Origin of the sequence: Streptomyces iakyrus, from assembly GCF_000717055.1 — a bacterium.
GTDB lineage: Bacteria > Actinomycetota > Actinomycetes > Streptomycetales > Streptomycetaceae > Streptomyces > Streptomyces iakyrus.
The window spans coordinates 182,439-203,527 of record NZ_JNXI01000014.1; the positions used below are offsets into that span (position 1 = coordinate 182,439).

Annotated in this window: 22 protein-coding genes; 14 read left to right on the plus strand and 8 right to left on the minus strand. The window is 71.7% G+C overall.

The annotated features are described in order from the left end of the window. Positions 1-10: 10 nt before the first annotated feature. Together OO68_RS22150 and OO68_RS22155 are read left to right on the plus strand one after the other, a co-directional pair. The gene (locus tag OO68_RS22150) at positions 11-1,294 is read left to right on the plus strand and encodes an adenylosuccinate synthase (protein WP_033310149.1); all 1,284 of its coding nucleotides are present in this window, start codon (positions 11-13) and stop codon (positions 1,292-1,294) included. Positions 1,295-1,428: 134 nt separating this feature from the next. Continuing rightward, positions 1,429-1,722 carry a hypothetical protein gene (locus tag OO68_RS22155; RefSeq protein ID WP_033310150.1) on the plus strand — a complete coding sequence of 98 codons (294 nt, stop codon included), beginning with the start codon at positions 1,429-1,431 and terminating at the stop codon, positions 1,720-1,722. 9 nt (positions 1,723-1,731) lie between these two features. Here the strand turns inward: OO68_RS22155 and OO68_RS22160 are convergent, their stop codons facing one another. From OO68_RS22160 to OO68_RS22170, 3 genes are all read right to left on the minus strand, one after another. Next, positions 1,732-2,382, minus strand: coding sequence for a putative DNA-mimic protein (locus OO68_RS22160; protein ID WP_033310151.1), 651 nt, complete (start codon positions 2,380-2,382; stop codon positions 1,732-1,734). Positions 2,383-2,500: 118 nt separating this feature from the next. After that, positions 2,501-3,202: a GntR family transcriptional regulator gene (locus tag OO68_RS22165; RefSeq protein WP_033310152.1), complete on the minus strand. Its 702-nt coding sequence runs from the start codon at positions 3,200-3,202 to the stop codon at positions 2,501-2,503. A 122-nt stretch (positions 3,203-3,324) separates the two neighbouring features. Then, positions 3,325-4,680, minus strand: coding sequence for an aspartate aminotransferase family protein (locus tag OO68_RS22170; RefSeq protein ID WP_033310153.1), 1,356 nt, complete (start codon positions 4,678-4,680; stop codon positions 3,325-3,327). Between the two features lie 175 nt (positions 4,681-4,855). On the opposite strand from OO68_RS22170, the gene OO68_RS22175 reads away from it, so the two are divergent. The 4 genes from OO68_RS22175 to OO68_RS22190 all read left to right on the plus strand — a co-directional run bounded on the left by OO68_RS22175 (position 4,856) and on the right by OO68_RS22190 (position 9,667). After that, positions 4,856-5,479: a type 1 glutamine amidotransferase family protein gene (locus OO68_RS22175; protein WP_033310154.1), complete on the plus strand. Its 624-nt coding sequence runs from the start codon at positions 4,856-4,858 to the stop codon at positions 5,477-5,479. After that, entirely contained in the window at positions 5,476-5,934 is a 459-nt protein-coding gene (locus tag OO68_RS22180) for a MarR family winged helix-turn-helix transcriptional regulator (protein WP_033310155.1), read from the plus strand. The genes OO68_RS22175 and OO68_RS22180 overlap by 4 nt, the downstream gene beginning before the upstream one ends. A gap of 78 nt (positions 5,935-6,012) precedes the next feature. After that, positions 6,013-7,983, plus strand: coding sequence for a serine/threonine-protein kinase (locus OO68_RS22185; protein WP_033310156.1), 1,971 nt, complete (start codon positions 6,013-6,015; stop codon positions 7,981-7,983). Positions 7,984-8,113: 130 nt separating this feature from the next. After that, the gene (locus tag OO68_RS22190) at positions 8,114-9,667 is read left to right on the plus strand and encodes a substrate-binding domain-containing protein (RefSeq protein WP_033310456.1); all 1,554 of its coding nucleotides are present in this window, start codon (positions 8,114-8,116) and stop codon (positions 9,665-9,667) included. 6 nt (positions 9,668-9,673) lie between these two features. Here OO68_RS22190 and OO68_RS22195 read toward each other — a convergent pair whose 3' ends face one another. Further along, positions 9,674-10,432: an SLATT domain-containing protein gene (locus tag OO68_RS22195; RefSeq protein ID WP_033310157.1), complete on the minus strand. Its 759-nt coding sequence runs from the start codon at positions 10,430-10,432 to the stop codon at positions 9,674-9,676. A 276-nt stretch (positions 10,433-10,708) separates the two neighbouring features. Between OO68_RS22195 and OO68_RS22200 the strand changes: the two genes are divergently transcribed. The 3 genes from OO68_RS22200 (at position 10,709) to OO68_RS22210 (ending at position 12,396) form a co-directional block, all read left to right on the plus strand. After that, complete coding sequence (locus OO68_RS22200) at positions 10,709-11,050, plus strand: YbaB/EbfC family nucleoid-associated protein (protein WP_078615225.1); 342 nt, start codon at positions 10,709-10,711, stop codon at positions 11,048-11,050. 94 nt (positions 11,051-11,144) lie between these two features. After that, complete coding sequence (gene recR, locus OO68_RS22205; protein WP_003991835.1) at positions 11,145-11,744, plus strand: recombination mediator RecR; 600 nt, start codon at positions 11,145-11,147, stop codon at positions 11,742-11,744. Beyond that, complete coding sequence (locus OO68_RS22210; RefSeq protein ID WP_033310158.1) at positions 11,737-12,396, plus strand: DUF5063 domain-containing protein; 660 nt, start codon at positions 11,737-11,739, stop codon at positions 12,394-12,396. Before recR ends, OO68_RS22210 begins: the two co-directional genes overlap by 8 nt. A gap of 4 nt (positions 12,397-12,400) precedes the next feature. On the opposite strand, the gene OO68_RS45590 is transcribed toward OO68_RS22210, so the two are convergent. Further along, positions 12,401-12,547: a hypothetical protein gene (locus OO68_RS45590; RefSeq protein ID WP_403549965.1), complete on the minus strand. Its 147-nt coding sequence runs from the start codon at positions 12,545-12,547 to the stop codon at positions 12,401-12,403. A gap of 200 nt (positions 12,548-12,747) precedes the next feature. On the opposite strand from OO68_RS45590, the gene OO68_RS22215 reads away from it, so the two are divergent. After that, a complete protein-coding gene (locus OO68_RS22215; RefSeq protein WP_033310159.1) occupies positions 12,748-13,275 on the plus strand; it encodes an SgcJ/EcaC family oxidoreductase in 528 nt (175 codons plus the stop codon). Between the two features lie 3 nt (positions 13,276-13,278). On the opposite strand, the gene OO68_RS22220 is transcribed toward OO68_RS22215, so the two are convergent. Beyond that, the gene (locus tag OO68_RS22220) at positions 13,279-14,637 is read right to left on the minus strand and encodes a sensor histidine kinase (protein WP_033310160.1); all 1,359 of its coding nucleotides are present in this window, start codon (positions 14,635-14,637) and stop codon (positions 13,279-13,281) included. Then, positions 14,634-15,338: a response regulator transcription factor gene (locus OO68_RS22225; RefSeq protein ID WP_033310161.1), complete on the minus strand. Its 705-nt coding sequence runs from the start codon at positions 15,336-15,338 to the stop codon at positions 14,634-14,636. Before OO68_RS22225 ends, OO68_RS22220 begins: the two co-directional genes overlap by 4 nt. 234 nt (positions 15,339-15,572) lie before the next feature. Here OO68_RS22225 and OO68_RS22230 point away from each other — a divergent pair, with 234 nt between their 5' ends. The 4 genes from OO68_RS22230 (at position 15,573) to OO68_RS22245 (ending at position 20,200) form a co-directional block, all read left to right on the plus strand. Beyond that, positions 15,573-16,850, plus strand: a complete 1,278-nt coding sequence (locus OO68_RS22230) for an aspartate kinase (RefSeq protein ID WP_030846224.1) — start codon at positions 15,573-15,575, stop codon at positions 16,848-16,850. Then, on the plus strand, positions 16,850-17,935 hold the full coding sequence (locus OO68_RS22235) for an aspartate-semialdehyde dehydrogenase (protein WP_033310162.1): 1,086 nt from the start codon (positions 16,850-16,852) through the stop codon (positions 17,933-17,935). Before OO68_RS22230 ends, OO68_RS22235 begins: the two co-directional genes overlap by 1 nt. A gap of 517 nt (positions 17,936-18,452) precedes the next feature. Then, positions 18,453-19,028, plus strand: a complete 576-nt coding sequence (locus OO68_RS22240) for a SigE family RNA polymerase sigma factor (protein ID WP_033310457.1) — start codon at positions 18,453-18,455, stop codon at positions 19,026-19,028. 128 nt (positions 19,029-19,156) lie between these two features. Then, positions 19,157-20,200, plus strand: a complete 1,044-nt coding sequence (locus OO68_RS22245) for a hypothetical protein (protein ID WP_033310163.1) — start codon at positions 19,157-19,159, stop codon at positions 20,198-20,200. Positions 20,201-20,280: 80 nt separating this feature from the next. On the opposite strand, the gene OO68_RS22250 is transcribed toward OO68_RS22245, so the two are convergent. Further along, on the minus strand, positions 20,281-21,075 hold the full coding sequence (locus tag OO68_RS22250; protein WP_033310164.1) for an SURF1 family protein: 795 nt from the start codon (positions 21,073-21,075) through the stop codon (positions 20,281-20,283). Between the last annotated feature and the right edge of the window lie 14 nt (positions 21,076-21,089).

Below are 21,089 nucleotides of genomic sequence, written 5' to 3' on the forward strand. Positions count from 1 at the left end.
GTGTACGCGCGTGCCCGCACTTGTGCTGCTCGGTGCTCAGTGGGGTGACGAAGGCAAGGGAAAGGCCACCGACCTTCTCGGTGGCTCCGTGGACTATGTGGTGCGCTACCAGGGCGGCAACAACGCCGGCCACACGGTGGTCGTCGGTGACCAGAAGTACGCACTGCACCTCCTCCCTTCCGGAATCCTGTCTCCCGGCTGCACGCCGGTCATCGGTAACGGCGTCGTCGTCGACCCGTCGGTCCTGCTCTCCGAGCTGAGCGGTCTGAACGAGCGTGGCGTCGACACGTCCAAGCTCCTCCTCAGCGGAAACGCGCACATCATCACCCCGTACAACGTGACGGTGGACAAGGTGACCGAGCGCTTCCTCGGCAAGCGGAAGATCGGCACGACCGGCCGCGGCATCGGCCCGACCTACGCCGACAAGATCAACCGCGTCGGCATCCGCGTGCAGGACCTGTACGACGAGTCGATCCTCACGCAGAAGGTCGAGGCGGCCCTCGACGTCAAGAACCAGGTCCTCACCAAGCTCTACAACCGGCGCGCGATCGCCGTGGAGCAGGTGGTCGAGGAGCTGCTGGCCTACGCCGACAAGCTCGCGCCGTACGTCGCCGACACCGTCCTGGTCCTCAACCAGGCGCTGGAGGAGGACAAGGTCGTCCTGTTCGAGGGCGGCCAGGGCACGCTCCTGGACATCGACCACGGCACGTACCCCTTCGTCACCTCGTCGAACCCGACCGCGGGCGGCGCCTGCACCGGCGCCGGCGTGGGCCCGACGAAGATCAGCCGGGTCATCGGCATCCTCAAGGCGTACACGACCCGTGTCGGCGCCGGCCCGTTCCCGACGGAGCTGTTCGACGAGGACGGCGAGGCGCTGCGCCGCATCGGCGGCGAGCGCGGTGTCACCACCGGCCGTGACCGCCGCTGCGGCTGGTTCGACGCGGTCATCGCCCGCTACGCGACCCGCGTGAACGGCCTGACCGACTTCTTCCTCACCAAGCTCGACGTCCTCACCGGCTGGGAGCAGATCCCGGTCTGCGTGGCGTACGAGATCGACGGCAAGCGGGTCGAGGAGCTCCCCTACTCCCAGACCGACTTCCACCACGCCAAGCCCGTCTACGAGATGCTCCCCGGCTGGAACGAGGACATCTCCAAGGCGAAGACCTTCGCCGACCTGCCGAAGAACGCCCAGGCGTACGTGAAGGCGCTGGAGGAGATGTCCGGCGCCCCGATCTCCGCGATCGGCGTGGGCCCGGGCCGGGACGAGACGATCGAGATCAACTCGTTCATCTGAGCCGCCCCGGCATCCGCAGGCCGTCCCCCGTACGCACGGGGGGCGGCCTGCGTTCCGTCGCGAGGAGAGTTGCCGGGAACCGGCATACGCTGAAGCCATACCCCCACGTGCGTCGACCAGAGAAGGTGACCACGATGCGCGTACTGCTCAAGGCGTCCATGGACACGGAGAAGGCCAACGAGGCCATCCGGAACGGCACCCTGGGGAAGCTGATCCAGGAGTCGATGGAACAGATCAAGCCCGAAGCGGCCTACTTCACCTCCGACCACGGCAAGCGCACCGCCTACGTGGTCTTCGACATGCAGGACAGCTGGCAGATGCCGGTCATCAGCGAGCCCTACTTCCTCCAGCTGGGCGCGGAGATCACCTACACGCCGGTGATGAACCTGGAGGACGTGCAGAAGGGCCTCTCCCAGCTGGGGCGGTGAGCCGCAGGATCAGCTGAAGACGATCATCGACCCCTGGGCGAGACTGCGGGTCACGGCCGCGTGCAGCCCGAGCCAGACGTGCCGCTCACGGGCGAACGGACTCGGGTCGTACGGGGCGGGGACGGCGGGTTCCTCCAGCTCCGTCGGCGCGAGCGGCGGCTGGGGCGCGGCCGGCGGGTTGGCCGGGTCGATCCCGATGCCCGGGGCGACCGTCTCCAGTTCGCGCAGCAGGGCGTGCGAGGAGCCCAGCGGGCCGCCGCCCGCGAGGAGATCGTCGTCGGCGAGCGGACTGGGGAAGTCGACGGGGACGTAGGCGCCCGCGTGGTCGTAGTGCCAGACCAGGTGCGACTGCTGGGCCGTCGACTCGAACATCTCCAGCAACTGCTCGTAGTCACCGCCGAGTTCGTCCACGGGCGTCACCGGCAGGCCGCACACCTGGAGCAGATAGGCGCGGCGCAGGAAGTGCAGCGCGTCGTAGTCGAAGCCCGCGACCGGGGCGACCTCGCCGGACAGGCCCGGCATGTACTGGTACACCGGCACCGGCGGCAGACCGGCCTCGGCGAGCACCTTGTTGTATTGCGCGAGTTCCTCGGCGAAGGGGTTGTCCGGCGTGTGGCACAACACGTCCACGAGCGGTACCAGCCACAGGTCACAGGCCAAAGAAGGCTCCTCGCTCAGCGCGGTCGGGTAGCACGGTGGTCAAGAAGGGTAGCGGTGCGGCACGGTCACGGCTCCCGCCGTGCATGTCCCATACCCACACACGCAGCGGCGACGCGGGTCATCCGCGGGCGAGCCGCTCGATCAGGGTGAGCGAGTGCGTGTTGTACGCGGCGATGATCGCCCGGGCGGCCTCGTTGTCGCGGACGATCAGGGCGTCGACCAGCTGGGTGTGACCGGCCCACAGCTCGCCGCGCAGATCGGTGAGCCGGCGCAGGTGCTGCACCGCGCAGACCCAGGTCTGGACGCGCAGCCGGTGCAGGAAGTCGGCGAGGTAGGGGTTGCCGAAGCAGGCGCCGAGCTCGCGCCAGAAGCGCAGGTCGTAGCCGATGAGCACGGTGAGGTCACCGGCAGCGGCGGCCCGCTGGGCCTCCTCGCCGCGCCTGCGGACCCCGGCGACGACGGCGGCGGCCCGGGGGTCATCGGGCCGCACCGCATTGGGCCGCCCCTCGTTCAGCGCGAGGAACATGCCTTCGATGACCAGCCCGCGGGCCTCGATCATGCCGCGGAAGTCGTCGACCGAGTACTCGCGGACCCGGAAGCCGCGGTGCTGGTCGGCTTCGAGGAGCCCCTGCGCGGACAGGTCGACGAGCGCCTCGCGCACCGGCGTCGCCGACACCCCGTACTGCTCGGCGATCTCCTTGACCGTGAACTCCTGCCCCGGCTGGAGCCGCCCGGCCAGCACCTCGTCACGGAGCGCGTCGGCGATCTGCTGCCGCAGGGTGCTGCGCGTCACGGCGCCGTTGCCGGTGCTGGCGGGCATGGTCAGGGCGTCTCCCTCGTCGCGTTCGGGTGGCGTGCGCGTATATGTATGTCTACGAGCACGCCACCTTACGCGTTCGAACGGGACGCGAGGATGTCGGTTACTGACGGGTTTACAGGTGTTTACCCGGTGTACTCGTCCGCCACCGACAGCGCCGCGTCCAGCGCGGCGAGCCCTTCCTTGAGCTCCGCCTCGCTGATGTTGCACGGCGGCACGACATGCGTCCGGTTCATGTTCACGAAGGGCCACAGCCCGCCCTTCTTCGCTGCGGCGGCGAAGGCGGCCATGGGGGCGCCTGCCTCACCGGCCGCGTTGTACGGCACCAGCGGCTCCCGCGTCCCGCGGTCGCGGACCAGCTCCAGCGCCCAGAACATGCCCACGCCGCGCACCTCGCCCACGCTCGGGTGCCGCTCGGCGAGCGCGCGCAGCTCCGGCCCGACGACGTCGGCGCCCAGCCGGGCCGCGTTCTCGACGACGCCCTCCTCCGCCATGACGTTGATCGTCGCCACCGCGGCGGCGCAGGCCAGCGGGTGCCCGGAGTACGTCAGACCGCCGGGGTAGGGGCGCTTCCCGAACGTCTCGGCGATGGCACCGGAGATCGCGACCCCGCCCAGCGGCACGTACCCGCTGTTCACGCCCTTCGCGAAGGTCAGCAGGTCGGGCGTGACGTCGAACAGGTCCGCGGCGAACCACTCACCGGTCCGGCCGAACCCGGCCATGACCTCGTCCAGGACGAAGACGATCCCGTGCTTGTCGCAGATCTCCCGCACCCCGGCGAGGTAGCCGGGCGGCGGGACCATGATCCCGGCCGTGCCCGGGATGGTCTCCAGGATGATCGCCGCGACGGTCGAGGGCCCCTCGAAGGCGATCGTCGTCTCCAGGTGCTCCAGCGCCCGCGCGCACTCCTGCTCCTCGGTCTCGGCGTAGAAGCGGGAGCGGTAGAGGTAGGGCGCCCAGAAGTGCACGACCCCGGCGGTGCCGCTGTCGGAGGCCCAGCGGCGCGGGTCGCCGGTGAGGTTCACGGCCTGCTGGGTGCCGCCGTGGTACGAGCGGTACGCCGAGAGCACCTTCGGGCGGCCCGTGTGCAGACGGGCCATCCGGATGGCGTGCTCGACGGCGTCGGCGCCGCCGTTGGTGAAGAAGATCTTGTCCAGGTCGCCCGGGGTCCGCTCGGCGATCAGCCGGGCCGCCTCCGACCGGGCCTCGACGGCGAAGGCGGGCGCGAAGGTCGTCATCCTCGCGGCCTGCTCCTGGATCGCGGCGACGACCTTGGGGTGCTGGTAGCCGATGTTCGTGTAGACGAGCCCGCTGGAGAAGTCGAGGTAGCGCCGGCCGTCGTAGTCCCAGAAGTACGACCCCTCGGCACCGGCGACGGCGAGTGGATCGATGAGCTCCTGAGCTGACCAGGAGTGGAACACGTGGTCACGGTCGGCGGCCTTGACGGCGGCACCGGCTTCGGGGTTCGGCTGAGGGGTCATGCGGGCGAGCGTAGGTGCGGGGGAGACGGCGGTGAAAGCGGCGGCCTGTCGGGCGTCGGCGGCGTTCCTCCGACAGGTTGTCCAGGCGCGACGCGATCCATGGACAGATCCATTGACAGCCTTCTGTCGTAGTGACAGGATGCTGTCATAAGCAGAGCAGGACCGAGGAGGAGTCATGAACGCCACCACCGGCCGCCCCGGCAAGCCCGTCCATCTCGCCGTCTACGACACCCTCGCCGACTGGGAGACCGGCCACGCCACGGCCCAGCTCGCCCGCACCGGCCACGAGATCCGGACCGTCGGCCCGACCGCGGCTCCGGTACGGAGCACCGGCGGCCTGCGCATCCGGCCCGACCTGGCCCTGGACGACCTGCGCCCCGAGGACAGCGCGCTGCTGATCCTCCCGGGCGCCGACCTCTGGGACACGTCGGACGACCTCGCCCCCTTCGCCCGCACGGCCCGGGCCTTCCTGGACGCGGGCGTCCCGGTCGCCGCGATCTGCGGAGCCACCGCCGGACTCGCCCGGGAGGGCCTGCTCGACGACCGCGACCACACCAGCGCCGTCTCCTTCTACCTGGCCGCGACCGGCTACGCGGGCGGCGGACGCTACGTCGAGGCCGACGCCGTCACCGACGGCCCCCTGGTCACCGCGGGCCCGACCGAGCCCGTCGCCTTCGCCCGCGAGATCCTCCGGCTGCTCGGGGTCTACGAGGGCGAGGTGCTGGACGCCTGGTACCGGCTGTTCCACGACTCCGACACGGCGGCGTACGCGGTGCTGGAGAAGGCCGGCGCGCTGTGAGCCGCGAGCGTCAGGACCTGCTCAGCCGCAGCGCCCTCGGGGTCTTCCGGCTCAACGGCCAGTTCCTCGCCGTCGCGGAGGAACTGGCCCGGCCCGCCGGACTCACCGCCGCCTGGTGGCAGGTGCTCGGCGCGGTCCTCGGCGAACCGCTGCCCGTCTCCGGCATCGCCCGCGCCATGGGCATCACCCGGCAGAGCGTCCAGCGCATCGCCGACCTGCTGGTGGAGCGGGGGCTCGCGGAGTACCGGCCGAACCCGGCGCACCGCAGGGCAAAGCTCCTCGCGCCGACCGGTGAGGGGCGTGCGGCGATCGCCCGGATCAACCCCGGGCACGCGGCGTTCGCGGACCGGCTGGCGGAGGCGTTCGGGGAGACGGAGCTGGCGGCGGCGGTGCGCGTCCTCGAACGGCTGTCGAAGGTACTCGAACAGGCTGGTCCGCCTGTTACCGAACCGTAGACGTCGCCCGGGCCACCCCGCCCCGGCCCCGCACTATTCTCGGTCCGTTGCTCGCGTGTGGGGGAAGGCGGCTGAGCGATGGAGAAGCTGGGGCCCGGGGATCCGCAGCAGATCGGTTCGTACCGGCTGCTGGCGCGGCTCGGTGCGGGGGGTATGGGGCACGTCTATCTGGCGCGCTCCGAGCGGGGCCGTACGGTCGCCGTGAAGCTGGTCCGTGAGGAACTCGCCGCGCAGGAGGAGTTCCGGGAGCGGTTCCGGCAGGAGGTGCAGGCCGCGCGGCGGGTCGGCGGGTACTGGACGGCGCCGGTGCTGGACGCGGACACCGAGGCGGCGGTGCCGTGGGTCGCCACGGGTTATGTCGCCGGGCCGAGCCTCCAGCAGGTCGTCGGGCACGACCACGGTGCCCTGCCCGAGCGCACGGTCCGCATCCTCGCGGCCGGGCTCGCGCACGCGCTCAAGGACATCCACGCCGCCGGCATCGTCCACCGCGACCTCAAGCCGTCCAACGTGCTGGTCACCATCGACGGCCCGCGCGTCATCGACTTCGGTATCGCCCGCGCCCTGGAGACCGTGACGGACGGCGGGCTCACGCGCACCGGCGCGCTCGTCGGATCGCCCGGCTTCATGGCGCCCGAGCAGGTGCGCGGCGACCGCATCACCCCGGCGTGCGACGTCTTCTGCCTCGGCTCGGTCCTCGCCTACGCCGCGACCGGCGCCCTGCCCTTCGGCACCGCCAACAGCGGCGTGCACGCCCTGATGTTCCGCATCGCCCAGGAGGAGCCGGACCTGGACGGCGTCCCCGAGGGCATCGCCGACCTCGTCCGGGACTGCCTGCGCAAGGATCCCGCCGCCCGGCCCTCCCTCGACCGCGTCCTGGAACGCACGGGCGCGGACGACACCGTCGCGGACGGCCGCGCCCTCGATCCGTGGCTGCCGAGCGCGCTGGTGGCGCAACTGGGGCGGCACGCGGTGCGGCTGCTGGAGACGGAGGATCCGGAGGGAGCGGGCCCCGCCGAGGGAGCCGACCCTCCCGGGCCGCCCGCCGGCCCGCAGGGCTCCGGCCCCGGCGAGAACCCCGGCCCCACCCCTGAACACGCGCCCGCCGGCGACGAGTCGTCACCGCGCCCCGCGCTGCCCCCGGCCCCCGCGGCGGCGCCCGCCGCGGCCCCGGGCCCGCCCCCGCCCGGCCTGCCCGGCGAAGGCGGGCCGGTCAACCACCTGCCCACCATGGTGGCGGGCCAGAGCACACCCCCGGCGCCACAGCACCTCCCGGCCGCGGGCCCCCCGCCCCACCCGCAGGTGCAGACCCCCCCGCCGCACCCGCAGCCGCAGACACCTCAGCCCCCGTACCCCGCGTACGGCTACCCCCAGCAGCACCCCCAGTCCCACCCCGCCTACGGCGGCCTCGGCTCCACCCCGCCCTACGGCCCGCCGCCCTACGGCACGACCCCGCCGTACGGCCCCCCGCAGCCGCAGCGTGGGAGGGACGGCCGTTCCACCGCGCTGCTCGTCGTGATCGCCCTGGTCGTCGCGCTCGCCGCGGGCGGGTCGGTGTACGCGCTGATGCAGGGCGGCGGCGAAGACCGGGCCGACGACCGTCCCGGCCCGACGCAGAGCACGGGCACGTCCCCGACCACTCCGGGTCCGTCCCCGACGACCTCGCAGCAGGGCACCTCCCCCTCCCCGGCGGGCGGCGCGATCCCGGCCGGGTACCTCGGCACCTGGAGCACGACCATCGACAACGCCGACGGCGAGCACAGCCGTTCGCTCACCCTCCAGCAGGGCGGACCGGGCGACACGGTCCTGTCCCTCGTGGCCGACGGCCCGACCAAGGACGGCGGCACCTACCACTGCGTGTTCGAGGGGCGGCTCACCGCCGAACCCGGCACCGGCGGCGCGTTGAGCATCGGCCCGTCCACCGTGAAGGTCGGACAGCCCCGCACCGCCTGCACCCCGGGCGCGGCCACCGAGGTGACCCTCCTGTCGGACGGCACACTGGAGCGCGTGAACACCAGCAGCGGGGAGCGGCTGACGTACACCAGGCAGTGACCAACTGCTCTCGGCCACCTGGCGGTTGAACGTCCGGCGAATTCCGGCTGACGACCACCGGCTCTGCGCTCGCACGGCCGTACGGTGACCGGACGATCGAATGGTCCGGGCGGCGGCGGGGGCACCCACGGTGGAGTGGTTGAGCGCGGAGAACCTCGTGGCCGTGGCGACGGCCCTCCTCGGCATCATCGCCTCGGCCGTGATGGTCTGGTACGAACGCCGGGTGCCGCGCCGCAAACAGGTCGGCTACCGGGTGCAGATGGACAGCCCCATCGGCGACGACGTGCGCTCGGGCCGCGCCAACCGCCGCCTCGGCCTGTTCGACGAAGATCCCGGAATGTCGGACGCGACCCTGGTCCTGCTGCGCATCGAGAACGACGGCTCACAGGGCATCGACCGCGACGACTACACCGGCCCCGAAGTCCACGGCCTGACCGCGGTGTTCGCCGGCCGTACCGTCCGCGGTGTCTCGGTCACCCAGCCGTCGGAAACCGACCACCTCATGGACCACTTCACCGCGGCACGCGGGTTCGCCTACGACGGCAACACGCTGCGCATCCCGCGCGTCCCGCTCAACCGCGGCGACCACTTCAAGCTGCTCGTCCTCCTCTCCGGCGGTGACGTCGGCGACGAGATCCGGCTGGTCGGCGGATTGCGCGACGGCGAGGTGCACCCCAACCGCAGTGCCACACCGGACGAGAAGCCGCCCTTGTTCAGCCGGGCCGCGCGGCTGATCACCATCGCGCTCACGGCGAGCGTGGTCACCCTGGCGGCGATCGTCGTCGCCCAGGACGACACCCCGCCCCCGATCGGCTGCGCGAGCGGCACCCTCACCCTCACCGGCTCCACCGCGTTCGCGCCGGTCCTGCGCGAGGTGGCCGCCACGTACGAGCGGGACTGCGGCGGCGACCCCGTCATCGACGTGGACGCCCACGGCTCGACGGCGGGGATCCGCGAGCTCACGGCCGCCGGTGACCGGGCGAAACGGGACTCCGCGAGCTCCCCGCCGGTCGTGGCACTCTCGGACGGCCCCAAGCCGGCCGGTCTGCCCGACCTGCGCGAGAACCGGGTGGCGGTGTCCGTCTTCGCGCTCGTGGTCAACGACGACGTGAGACTGACGAACCTGTCCACCGACGACGTCCGGCGCCTGTACCGGGGCGAGATCCGCAACTGGCGGCAGCTCGGCGGCCCCGACCTGCCCGTGCGCCTCGTCAGCCGGGACGCCAACTCCGGGACGAGACAGGTCTTCCAGCGCCGGGTGCTGGGCCGGGGCGAGATCGCCAACTCCTCCGTCGACTGCGTCCACAAGGACGACCCCACGGCGACCGTCCTGCGCTGCGAACTCGACTCGACCGAGCAGGTCCTGGCGACGGTCGCCGGTCTCCCCGGCGCCGTCGGCTACAGCGAACTGAACCTCGCCGCCCGGGCGAAGGGCCTGCACGCGCTGCGCCTGGACGGCGACCCGCCCTCCGTCGACGCCATCGAACACGGCACGAGCGCCTACCCCTACCGCGAGATCGAGTACGCCTACACCTACGGCCGCCCCCCGGCCGACTCCCTGGCCTCCAGCTTCCTCACGTACCTGGCCCGCGGCAACGGCCAGGACGTCATCCGCACCCACGGCCACCTGCCGTGCTGGACCCCGGAAGGGCTCACCCTGTGCGCGCAGGACGGCGGGGGCTGAGGCCCCTCACCGCGGCTCCGGCGGGCGCTGGCGCGGCATGTTCGGCCGGGTCCCGCCGTGCGGCGGCACCGGGAACCGCCCGTTCACCCCGGTCTCGGGCCCGCGGCCCGGACCCGGGAAGACGACCGTCTGGAGCCCCGCCGGCGCGGCACACCCCGACCGGAACTCGCCCATCCAGTCGGCCGTCTCCACCCGCACCAGTTCCGTCATGTCCTCCGAGAACCTCCGCAGCACCCCGAGGCACCGCTCGGCGGCCTCGCCGGCCGTGCCCTCCGCCGGGCCGAGCACCTCCCGCACGCTCTCCGCCGCCCAGTCGAACTGCAACGCCTGAAGTCGCCGCTGCACGGCCTGCGCGGTGGCCACGTCCCGCATCCACCCCGACGTCACCCCGAAGTACCGGTCGACGGCCACGCATGCCGCCCCCACCAGCAGCGCCAGACACCCCCACGGGGCGACTCCGCCCGCGACCCCGGTCAGGTCCAGCAGGGGCAGCGCCACCCCGGTGACGGCCCCGGCCGCGGTCCCGCAGCGCAGCACCCGCGCGCACCGCCGCTTCCACACCCGGTCCGCGAGGTACCAGGCCGCAGTCCGCAGCGCCCCGCGCTCCACCCACCGGTACAGCTCGTCCAGCCGGACCGCCGGCTCGCCCCAGTCCCCGAGCGGGAAGACCCGCCCCGTCAGATCGCCCGGCCGCAGCCCGGCCGCCGCCTGCTCGCCCCGCCCGTCCTGAGGCGGCCCCTCGGGCTGCATCTCCGGCTGACCCACCCGGCACTCCTCACTGACCACGAATGACCACGTACGGTTCACTCACCGATCACGCTGCGCGATGGACGAAAATCCGCATCCGGAACGCGCCCGACCCTTCCTACCTCCCAATGGGTGGCGAAGACGTAGCTTTCGCCTCTTTTCCGCCCGGAAGTATTCCTTGATCGGGTATAGGGCGCGAGGGGGACTCACTCGAAAGAGTGCTGGGGCGACGGCAGCCCCGACCACGTAGGCTCGTGCCGAACGGGAAAACCCGTACCGAGCAAGGAGCTGATCGTGATCCCCGGTGGTGGCCAGCCCAATATGCAGCAGCTGCTCCAGCAGGCCCAGAAGATGCAACAGGACCTGGCACAGGCGCAGGAGGAACTGGCGCAGACGGAGGTCGACGGGCAGGCGGGCGGCGGTCTGGTGACGGCCACCGTCACCGGCGCCGGCGAACTGCGCGCCCTGAAGATCGACCCGAAGGCGGTGGATCCCGAGGACACCGAGACCCTCGCCGACCTGGTCGTGGCGGCCGTCCAGGCGGCCAACGAGAACGCGCAGACGCTCCAGCAGCAGAAGCTGGGCCCGCTCGCCCAGGGCCTGGGCGGCGGCGGCATCCCCGGCCTGCCGTTCTGACCCGGCGCACCGCCTTCCTCGGACAGGCGGCAGACAACTACGGTACGTACGGGACGGTGCGTACCGACCCCGAAGACCCAGGAAGGGCAGTCCGTTGTACGAAGGCGTGGTCCAGGACCTGATCGACGAGCTGGGGCGGCTGCCCGGCGTCGGTCCGAAGAGCGCCCAGCGGATCGCCTTCCACATCCTCCAGGCGGAGCCGACGGACGTACGGCGCCTCGCGCAGGCCCTGATGGAGGTCAAGGCGAAGGTCCGCTTCTGCGCGACCTGCGGCAACGTCGCGCAGGAGGAGCTGTGCAACATCTGCCGCGACACCCGCCGCGACCCGGCCGTCATCTGCGTGGTCGAGGAGCCGAAGGACGTCGTGGCGATCGAGCGCACGCGTGAGTTCCGGGGCCGCTACCACGTCCTGGGCGGCGCGATCAGCCCGATCGACGGGGTGGGCCCCGACGACCTGCGCATCAGGGAGCTCCTGGCCCGCCTGGCGGACGGGACGGTCACCGAGCTGATCCTGGCCACGGACCCGAACCTGGAGGGCGAGGCGACGGCGACGTACCTCGCCCGCATGATCAAGCCCATGGGCCTGAAGGTCACCCGCCTGGCCAGCGGCCTCCCGGTGGGTGGGGACCTGGAATACGCGGACGAGGTCACCCTCGGACGCGCCTTCGAGGGGAGACGACTCCTAGATGTCTGACGCCACGCTGCACGCGACCGACCAGAACCCGGACGATTTCGCGGTCCAGATCGCGGACCAGATCGAGAGCTTCCTGGTCGCCGTCACGGAGGTCGCGAAGGGCGACGAGCCGGAATCGGCCGTGCCCTTCCTCCTCCTGGAGGTCTCCCAACTCCTCCTGGCCGGCGGCCGGCTCGGCGCGCACGAGGACATCGTGCCCGACGAACGCTACGAACCCGACTCGGGCCCCGAGGCGGATGTCGACGAGCTCCGCGAGAACCTGGCCCGCCTGCTGGACCCGATCGACGTCTACTCCGAGGTCTTCGACCCCTACGAGCCCCGCAAGGCCCCGGTCCCGGCCCGCATCTCCGACGACCTCACGGACGTCATCACGGACCTGCGCCACGGCATGTCCCACTACCGGGCCGGCCGCACCACGGAGGCCCTGTGGTGGTGGCAGTTCTCCTACTTCTCCAACTGGGGCTCCACCGCCTCGGCGAGCCTGCGGGCCCTCCAGTCGGTCCTCGCCCACGTCCGCCTCAACCAGCCCCTGGCCGAACTCGACGGCCTGGACACGGACCAGGGCATGGGCGACGACACGCTGGAGATCGAGGCGGGCCGCGTGATGGCCGAGGAGATCGCGGGACCCCTGGGGCTGCGCCCGGCGAAGTAGCCGGTCAGATCCGGACGGCCGTGCCGGTGACGCCGATTCCGCTGTCCGCCGGCACCGTCACCGTGATCGTGCTCGGGCGGCCCATGTCCGCGCCCTGGTGGATCGTCAGGTGGCCGGTACCGGGGTGAGTTCGAGTTCCCTGAGTTGACATCCTCACCTGCGTAATCGCAAGTGATTCCGGTCGGCGCCTCCCCCAGTTCTCGACTGCGCTCGAACCGGGGGGACCCCATCGCGGTGCCCCCTTGGGTTCCTGCTTCATCGGCCTCTGCCGCCCGGTGAGGGGTGGTCTTACGTGGTCTCCACAGGCTTGACGTCCCGCCAGTGACACCCCCTCGATCCCACGGAGATGTCATGAACCGTCGCCCCGCCCGCCGGCGCATAGCCGTAGCCGCCACCGCCACCGCAGTCCTGGCCACCGGCACCTTCGTCCTCGGTGCCGGGGTCGCCGGAGCCGACGCCGGGAGCAAGGGCGGCAAGCACGCCAAGCCGGTGACCAAGGCCGAGGTGCTCGGGCTGTTCGACCGGTGGAACGCCGCGCTGCAGACCGGGGACCCGGAGAAGGTCGCCGACCTGTACGCGAAGGACGCGGTCCTGCTGCCGACGGTCTCCAACCAGGTCCGCACGGACAGAGCCGCCATCGTCGACTACTTCGAGCACTTCCTGCAGAACAAGCCGAAGGGCACGAAGATCGAGTCCGTCGTCAACGTCCTCGACCGCGACACCGTCATCGACACCGGTGTGTACGAGTTCGCGCTCACCGACCACGACACGGGCGCGAAGAGCACCGTCAAGGCCCGCTACACCTACGCCTACGAGAAGCAGCCGAACGGGAAGTGGCTGATCGTGAACCACCACTCCTCGAAGATGCCGCAGGGCTGAGCCTCAGCCGCCCCGGTGCTGCGACGCCCGTAGCGTGATCGTCACGCACAGGCCGCCACCCGGAGCGTCCGTCAGCGCCACGGTCCCGCCGTCGTCCGTCGCCAGTTGCCTGACGACGGCGAGACCGAGGCCGGAGCCGGACTTCCCGGTCAGGCCCTGGCCGCGCCAGAAGCGGTCGAAGGCCCGGGACTTCTCGGCGTCCGACATGCCGGGTCCCTCGTCCAGGACCGACACCCCCACCACATCGCCCCGGGGCTCCACCCGCACGGTGATCGTCCCGCCGTCGGGCGAGACCTCCAGGGCGTTGGAGAGCACGTTGTCCAGCATCTGGTCCAGATGACCGGAGCTGGCCAGCACAGACGGCCGGCCGTCGGTACTCCCCCTGAGCGCGATGGTGACTCCGCGCTCGTCGGCGGCCGGCCTCCACACGGCGAGCCGCTCCCGCACGATGTCCATCAGCGGGAGCGGCTCGGCCGCCGTCACCTTCGCCTCGGCCCGGGCCAGCACCAGCAGCCCGCTGACCAGCCGGCTCATCCGCACGACCTCCGCCGTGGCCTGCTCCACGTCCTCCCGGACGAACTCGTCGTCCACGCCGTCCGCGATGTTGTCCAGGGACAGCCGCAACGCCGTGAGCGGGGTGCGCAGTTGGTGGGAGGCGTCCGCGACGAAGATGCGCTGGGCCGCGATCAGGGTGTCCAGGCGTTCGGCGCCCTGGTTGAGGGTGCGCGCCAGGGTCTGGGTCTCGGGCGGGCCCGTCACGGGGGAGCGGGCCGTCAGATCGCCGTCGCTGAACTTGCTGGCCATGTCGTTGAGCTGGCGCAGCGGCCGGGTGAGGCGCCGGGCCACCGCGACGCCGAGCAGGGCGGCCACTCCGAGGACGAGCACGGCGAGGACCGCCCGGAAGCCCCAGATCTGCCACAGCCGCCTGGTCATCTCGTCGGTCGAGTACAGGATGCGCACGGCGCCCACGACCCGGTCCGTGCCGGCCGCGCGGGCCGGCACCGTGATCTCCAGCTCGGGCCCCCAGATGAAGGAGGAGCCCCAGTCGGTTGTGGAAGCGCCCTCCTTGAGGGCCTTGGCCAGGGCGGCGTCCGCCGTCGGCCGCGGCAGGTCCGCCGGGCAGCTCGTGGTGCGGGTCACCTGGATCTCGTCGTCGTAGGCCTTGGCCATCTCCTCCAGCGCCCGGCAGGAGGCGGCCCGGCCGTCGCCCAGCAGCAGGGCCATGGCGTCGGCCTCGCGCAGGACCGACGACCTGGTGTCGTCCCGCAGCTGGTCCGTGAGCGTGAACGCCACCGGCACGGTGAACAGCGCGATGGCGACCGCGACGAGCAGGACGTAGCTGCGGACGAGCTGGCGGATCATGAGGCGGTGCCGTCCCCGCCGGTGTCCTTCGCGATCTCCAGCCGGAAGCCGACCCCGCGCACCGCCTCGATGGTGATCGCACCCGCGAGCTTGCGCCGCAGCGCCGCCACGTGCACGTCGAGCGTCTTGGTCGGCCCGAACCAGTTCGCGTCCCAGACCGCTTCCATGATCTGCTCGCGCGACATCAGCGCCCCGGGCTCCTCGGTGAGGAAGGCCAGCAGGTCGTACTCCTTGGGCGCGAGGGCGACCTCCTCGCCGTCCAGACGCACCCGGGCCGCCTTGCGGTCGATCGTCAGGCGGGTGCCGTAGCGGTCGGGGCCGGCGTCGGGTGTGCCCGCGGGGGTCTGCGCGCGCGTGCGGCGCATGACGGCCCTTATCCGGGCGATGACCTCCCGGACGCCGAACGGCTTGGAGACGTAGTCGTCCGCGCCGAGCTCCAGGCCGACCACCCGGTCCGTCTCGTCGCTGCGGGCGCTGATCACGATGATCGGGACGTCGCCGCGCTCGCGCAGCGCCTTGCAGACGTCGAGTCCGTCGGTGTCGGGCAGGCCGAGGTCGAGCAGGACGACGTCGTGGGGACCCTCGTGCTCGAGAGCCGCCCCGCCCGTGGTGACCCACTCGACCTCGAAGCCGTAGCGCTGGAGGCCACGGCGCAGGGACTCTGCGACCGGTTCATCGTCTTCCACCAGGAGTACGCGCACAGCCGAACCCTAGTGCTTGAAAGTTGTGTGACCGGGACGGTGGCTCGTGCGATTGTGACGCCGGGCACTTTCCCGAGTGGCCGGTGCCCAGATGGGCATGAGCGACTCTGGACGGGCGGGCCGAGATCTCATCATGCGATATCGCGGAAGGGATTTTCGGACGCTCGTTAGACTGAGCCGACCGCGGTACGAATGCGTATGAGCGGACAGAGACGGATTGAGCGAGGAGCGCACGTGGGCCTTGTCGTGCAGAAGTACGGAGGCTCCTCCGTAGCCGATGCCGAGGGCATCAAGCGCGTCGCCAAGCGGATCGTGGAAGCGAAGCAGAACGGCAACCAGGTGGTTGCCGTGGTTTCCGCGATGGGCGACACGACGGACGAGCTGATCGATCTCGCCGAGCAGGTTTCCCCGATGCCTGCCGGGCGCGAGCTCGACATGCTGCTGACCGCCGGAGAGCGGATCTCCATGGCCCTGCTGGCCATGGCGATCAAAAAGCTGGGCCACGAGGCCCAGTCGTTCACCGGCAGCCAGGCGGGTGTCATCACCGACTCGGTCCACAACAAGGCCCGGATCATCGACGTCACGCCGGGCCGGATCAAGACCTCGGTGGACGAGGGCAACATCGCGATCGTGGCCGGCTTCCAGGGTGTCTCGCAGGACACCAAGGACATCACCACCCTCGGCCGCGGCGGCTCCGACACCACGGCGGTGGCCCTCGCCGCCGCCCTCGACGCCGACGTCTGCGAGATCTACACCGACGTCGACGGCGTGTTCACCGCCGACCCGCGCGTGGTGAAGAAGGCCCGGAAGATCGACTGGATCTCCTTCGAGGACATGCTCGAACTGGCGGCGTCCGGGTCGAAGGTGCTGCTCCACCGCTGCGTGGAGTACGCCCGCCGGTACAACATCCCGATCCACGTCCGGTCCAGCTTCAGCGGACTCCAGGGGACCTGGGTCAGCAGCGAGCCGATCAAGCAAGGGGACAAGCAGGTGGAGCAGGCTCTCATCTCCGGTGTCGCGCACGACACCTCCGAGGCCAAGGTCACGGTCGTCGGCGTGCCGGACAAGCCGGGCGAGGCGGCCTCGATCTTCCGCACGATCGCCGACGCCGAGATCAACATCGACATGGTCGTGCAGAACGTGTCCGCCGCCTCCACGGGCCTGACGGACATCTCCTTCACGCTGCCGAAGACCGAGGGCCGCAAGGCCATCGACGCGCTGGAGAAGAACAAGGCCGGCATCGGCTTCGACTCGCTGCGCTACGACGACCAGATCGGCAAGATCTCCCTCGTCGGCGCCGGCATGAAGACCAACCCGGGTGTCACGGCCGACTTCTTCACGGCCCTGTCCGACGCGGGCGTGAACATCGAGCTGATCTCGACCTCCGAGATCCGCATCTCGGTCGTCACCCGCGCCGACGACGTGCCCGAGGCCGTCCGCGCGGTGCACTCCGCGTTCGGGCTCGACTCCGACAGCGACGAGGCCGTCGTCTACGGGGGCACCGGCCGCTGATGGCCGATCTCCGACAGGACGCCCGGACCGTACGGTCCGGGCGTCCGACGCTTGCCGTGGTGGGCGCGACCGGAGCCGTCGGCACGGTCATGCTCCGGATCCTGTCCCAGCGGGCGGACGTCTGGGGCGAGATCCGGCTGATCGCCTCCCCGCGCTCGGCCGGCCGCAAGCTGACCGTGCGCGGCGAGGAGACCGAGGTCCTCGCGCTCACGGAGGAGGCCTTCGACGGGGTCGACGTCGCCATGTTCGACGTCCCCGACGAGGTCGCCGGGCGGTGGGCGCCCGTCGCCGCGGCCAAGGGCGCGGTGGTGGTCGACAACTCGGGCGTGTTCCGGATGGACCCGGACGTGCCGCTCGTCGTGCCCGAGGTCAACCCGCACGCCGTGCGGATGCGCCCCCGCGGGATCATCGCCAACCCCAGCTGCACGACGCTCTCCATGATCGTGGCCCTGGGCGCGCTGCACGCCGAGTTCGGCCTGCGCGAGCTGGTCGCCTCCTCGTACCAGGCCGTCAGCGGCGCCGGGCGCGAGGGCGTGGCGACGCTGCGGCAGCAGCTGTCCCTGGTCGCCGGCACGGAGCTGGGGACCAACCCCGGCGACGTACGGCGGGCCGTCGGGGACCGTACCGGGCCGTTCCCGGAGCCGGTCGCTCTGAACGTCGTGCCCTGGACCGGTACGGCGTGCGAGGACGGCTGGTCCTCGGAGGAGCTGAAGGTGCGGGACGAGTCCCGCAAGATCCTCGGCCTGCCGGGTCTCCCCGTGGCCGTCACGTGTGTCCGGGTGCCGGTGATCACCACGCACTCCCTGACCGTGCACGCCCGCTTCGAGGGCGAGGTCACCGTCGACAAGGCCCGCGAGATCCTCGCCACGGCGCCCGGTGTCGTGCTGTTCGACAATCCGGCCGCGGGAGAGTTCCCGACCCCGGCCGACGTGGTCGGCACCGACCCGACCTGGGTCGGGCGGGTGCGGCGGGCGCTGGACGACCCGACGGCGCTCGAACTGTTCGTGTGCGGGGACAATCTCCGCAAGGGCTCCGCGCTCAACACCGCGCAGATCGCCGAGCTGGTAGCCGCCGAGCTGCCCTGACGGGTCACCGACCGGTTTTCGTGAAGTTTCGCCGCAGCAAAACCCCCCGGCCGATGTCATAGGCGGTTTGTAGGATCTGTGCACGACATGTGAGCCGGTCGATGGTCCGGACCACTTGTCCATGGCGCTTCGGCATCAGAGGATTTACCTCCCCGTCCTCCGCAACCGTGCGGAGGGCGGGGAGCGTCTTTGCGGTCGCCCTTCGGCCGCGGGAGCGCTTCATCAGGCGTGGGGACGCCTGGAACCGGGCGTGGGGACGTCCGTTCACATTTGGACATAGGGGAAGAGCGGGACGCATGAGGGCATTTGATGCACTATCGGTTGTGCTGCCTGACGCGGGTAGACCGTCGGCGACGGTCGGCGTGAAAGTGATGCCCGGCACGTACAACCCTGACAGGGGTCAGCGTGTCCAACAGGCGTGGCAGAGGTACTCGACTTCAGCGCGGCACGCGGCACGGTCCTTCGACCGCCCCGTCCGGCGGCTCTACGACCCCGCATGGCCGGTACGCCCGGTGGCATGCCGGTGATCGCGCCCGTGCCCGCAGCGCGGCCGGCCCGCATACCCAATCAGCGTGACAGCGCAGAGGACGGCGTCGCGGCCGGAACCTCCGTCGACCACCTCACCGAGACCTACCGCGCGCACTACCGCTCGCTGCTGGGTCTCGCCGCCCTCCTCCTCGACGACACCGCCTCCTGCGAGGATGTCGTCCAGGAGGCGTTCATCCGTGTCCACTCCGCACGCAAGCGGGTCCGCGACCCGGAGAAGACGCTGGCGTACCTGCGCCAGACCGTCGTCAACCTCTCGCGTTCCGCGCTGCGCCGCCGCATACTCGGCCTGAAGCTGCTGTCGAAGCCCATGCCCGACATGGCCAGCGCCGAGGAAGGCGCCTACGACCAGCTGGAGCGCGACTCCCTCATCAAGGCGATGAAGGGGCTGCAGCGCCGCCAGCGCGAGGTGCTGGTGCTGCGCTACTTCGCGGACATGACCGAGGCGCAGGTCGCCGAGACCCTCGGCATATCGCTGGGCTCGGTCAAGGCGTACGGCTCGCGCGGCATCGCGGCGCTCCGGGTGGCCATGGAGGCGCCGGCATGAGTGACCGCAACGGCGCGGGCGGCAACGGGCGCGAGGGCCCCGAGCCCGCCGAGCGCCCCGAGGAGTGGCAGGCGCCGACAAGGCGGCACGGGCAAGATCCGAAGCAATCGCACGCTGGGAACGGAACTGTGAACCACGGCCCCGACGACCAGAGCCCCGACGGGTTCGACTCGGACGAGCTGGACCTGCGCACGATGCTGCACCAGGTGGTGCAGGAGGTGGAGCCGCGCGACGGCACCCTGGAGTACCTGCGCAAGGCGGTGCCCCAGCGGCGGACCCGCAAGCGGCAGGCCGTCGTCGGCATGGCCGCCGCCGCGCTCTTCATCGGCACCGCCATCCCCGCCCTGGTGCACGTCTCCAACGCCACCGGCTCCGACGCCAACCCCTCCGCCATCGGCCACGCCTCCGAGACGCAAGGAGGCTCGGGCGAGGGGAAGGGCCCGGACGGCGGAGAGAGCACCGCGGGCGGCTCCTCCGGCAAGGCCGAGGGCAAGGAGAAGGGCGAGAAGAAGGAGAAGGACAAGGGTAAGGGATCCGGCGGCGCGTCCACCGGCGCGTCCCAGGGCGGAACCGGCCCCTCCTCCACCGCCGCCGCCGGCATCCCGGCGTGCACCGCCGCCCAGCTCGGCCCCGCCTCCGGAAGCGCAGGCGCCCCCGACTCCACGGGAGCGGTCTCCGGCTCCTTCCGCGTCGTCAACGTCTCCGGCGCGGCCTGCACGGTCACCGGCCCCGGCTCGGTGAGCGCGCTGCCGCAGGGCGCCGCCGACATGAGCAAGGTCGGCTCGGCCCGGCATGCCGCGGGCGACGCGGCGGCCGGTCTGCTGCCCGACCCGTCCCTGGAGGCCGCCCAGCTGGTGCTCCAGCCGGGCATCGGCTACGACGTGAAGTTCGCCTGGGTCCCCTCCGAGCCCTGCCCCACCCCCGGCGGCAGCGTCGGCGGTCCCGACCCCAGCCCCGACCCGACCCCGTCGGAGGACCCGGCGACCACGGCCGGCACCTCCACCGGCGGCGACACGGGCGCGGCCCCGCAGCTGGCCAGGGAGGACGGCACGGTCGACGGCAGCGTGGCGGTGACGTACACCCCGGGCACGGGTTCGGGTGCCACCTCGGTGACGGTGCCCAACGCGTGCGCGGGCACGGTGTACTGGACGGGCGTGCTGGCGGGGGCGTAGACCGGGCGCGGCCCTTCTGGGGCTGTGGGCCACCCGGCCCGGCGTGGACGTCTGTCACTCCGGCCCGGCGTGGACGCCCCTCACTTCGCGGCGGCGTCCACGGCGACAGGCTCCTCACCCGTCACCAGCCCCAGCTCCGCATCCCGCACGGACTCCACCTCGCGCCGCAGCAGCCGGAACCACATGAAGATCACGAACCCCACGAAGGCGAACCACTCGGCGGTGTAGCCCAGGTTCTGGAAGGCCTTCAGGTCCAGCCCCGAGTCCGGCGGCGCGGCGGCCGGCACCGCCTTCATCCCCGCGTCACCCCTCGACAGGGTGACCCACGCGTCGTACACGTCGTACGGCACCAGGTTCACCAGGGACGCCGCGCTGATCGCCGCGGTCTGCCCGGCCGGCAGCCCGCCCTGGGCGCTGACCCCGTTGTCCCCCGGTGTCTCCGACGCCTGCAACGCCCCGGTGACGGTGACCTCACCGGCCGGCGGGGCGGGGACCCGTGCCGTCCCGGCGGTCCCGGGCAGCCATCCCCGCACCACCGGCAGCGCCTCGCCCGAGGCGGTCCGCAGCAGGGCCAGCACGTAGAAGCCCTGCCTGCCGTCGAGCTCCCGCCCGGGCACCAGGAGCTGCTTGCCGTACCGGCCGCTCGCGGTGACCAGCTTCCCGGACGTGGCCTTGGTCACCGGCAGCATGTCCCTGAGGGGACGGGGCGCCTCGCTCGCGGCGTCGGCGACCTGCTCGGTCGCGGTGCGATGGTCCTGCACCCGGTCCTCGAACCGGCCCAGCTGCCAGGACCCCATGAAGATGCAGAAGGGGATGGACAGCAGCACGAAGACGTTGATCCCCCACCACCGGGGCGTCAGCAGAAACCGGTACACACCCCCACGGTACG

Excerpts from the sequence above, each read along its gene's own strand:
- OO68_RS22155 (WP_033310150.1), top strand. The coding sequence starts at position 1,429 with ATGCGCGTACTGCTCAAGGCGTCCATGGACACGGAGAAGGCCAACGAG.
- OO68_RS22165 (WP_033310152.1), bottom strand. The coding sequence starts at position 3,202 with ATGCCCGCCAGCACCGGCAACGGCGCCGTGACGCGCAGCACCCTGCGG.
- OO68_RS22170 (WP_033310153.1), bottom strand. The coding sequence starts at position 4,680 with ATGACCCCTCAGCCGAACCCCGAAGCCGGTGCCGCCGTCAAGGCCGCC.
- OO68_RS22175 (WP_033310154.1), top strand. The coding sequence starts at position 4,856 with ATGAACGCCACCACCGGCCGCCCCGGCAAGCCCGTCCATCTCGCCGTC.
- OO68_RS22185 (WP_033310156.1), top strand. The coding sequence starts at position 6,013 with ATGGAGAAGCTGGGGCCCGGGGATCCGCAGCAGATCGGTTCGTACCGG.
- OO68_RS22210 (WP_033310158.1), top strand. The coding sequence starts at position 11,737 with ATGTCTGACGCCACGCTGCACGCGACCGACCAGAACCCGGACGATTTC.
- OO68_RS45590 (WP_403549965.1), bottom strand. The coding sequence starts at position 12,547 with ATGTCAACTCAGGGAACTCGAACTCACCCCGGTACCGGCCACCTGACG.
- OO68_RS22215 (WP_033310159.1), top strand. The coding sequence starts at position 12,748 with ATGAACCGTCGCCCCGCCCGCCGGCGCATAGCCGTAGCCGCCACCGCC.
- OO68_RS22220 (WP_033310160.1), bottom strand. The coding sequence starts at position 14,637 with ATGATCCGCCAGCTCGTCCGCAGCTACGTCCTGCTCGTCGCGGTCGCC.
- OO68_RS22235 (WP_033310162.1), top strand. The coding sequence starts at position 16,850 with ATGGCCGATCTCCGACAGGACGCCCGGACCGTACGGTCCGGGCGTCCG.
- OO68_RS22240 (WP_033310457.1), top strand. The coding sequence starts at position 18,453 with ATGCCGGTGATCGCGCCCGTGCCCGCAGCGCGGCCGGCCCGCATACCC.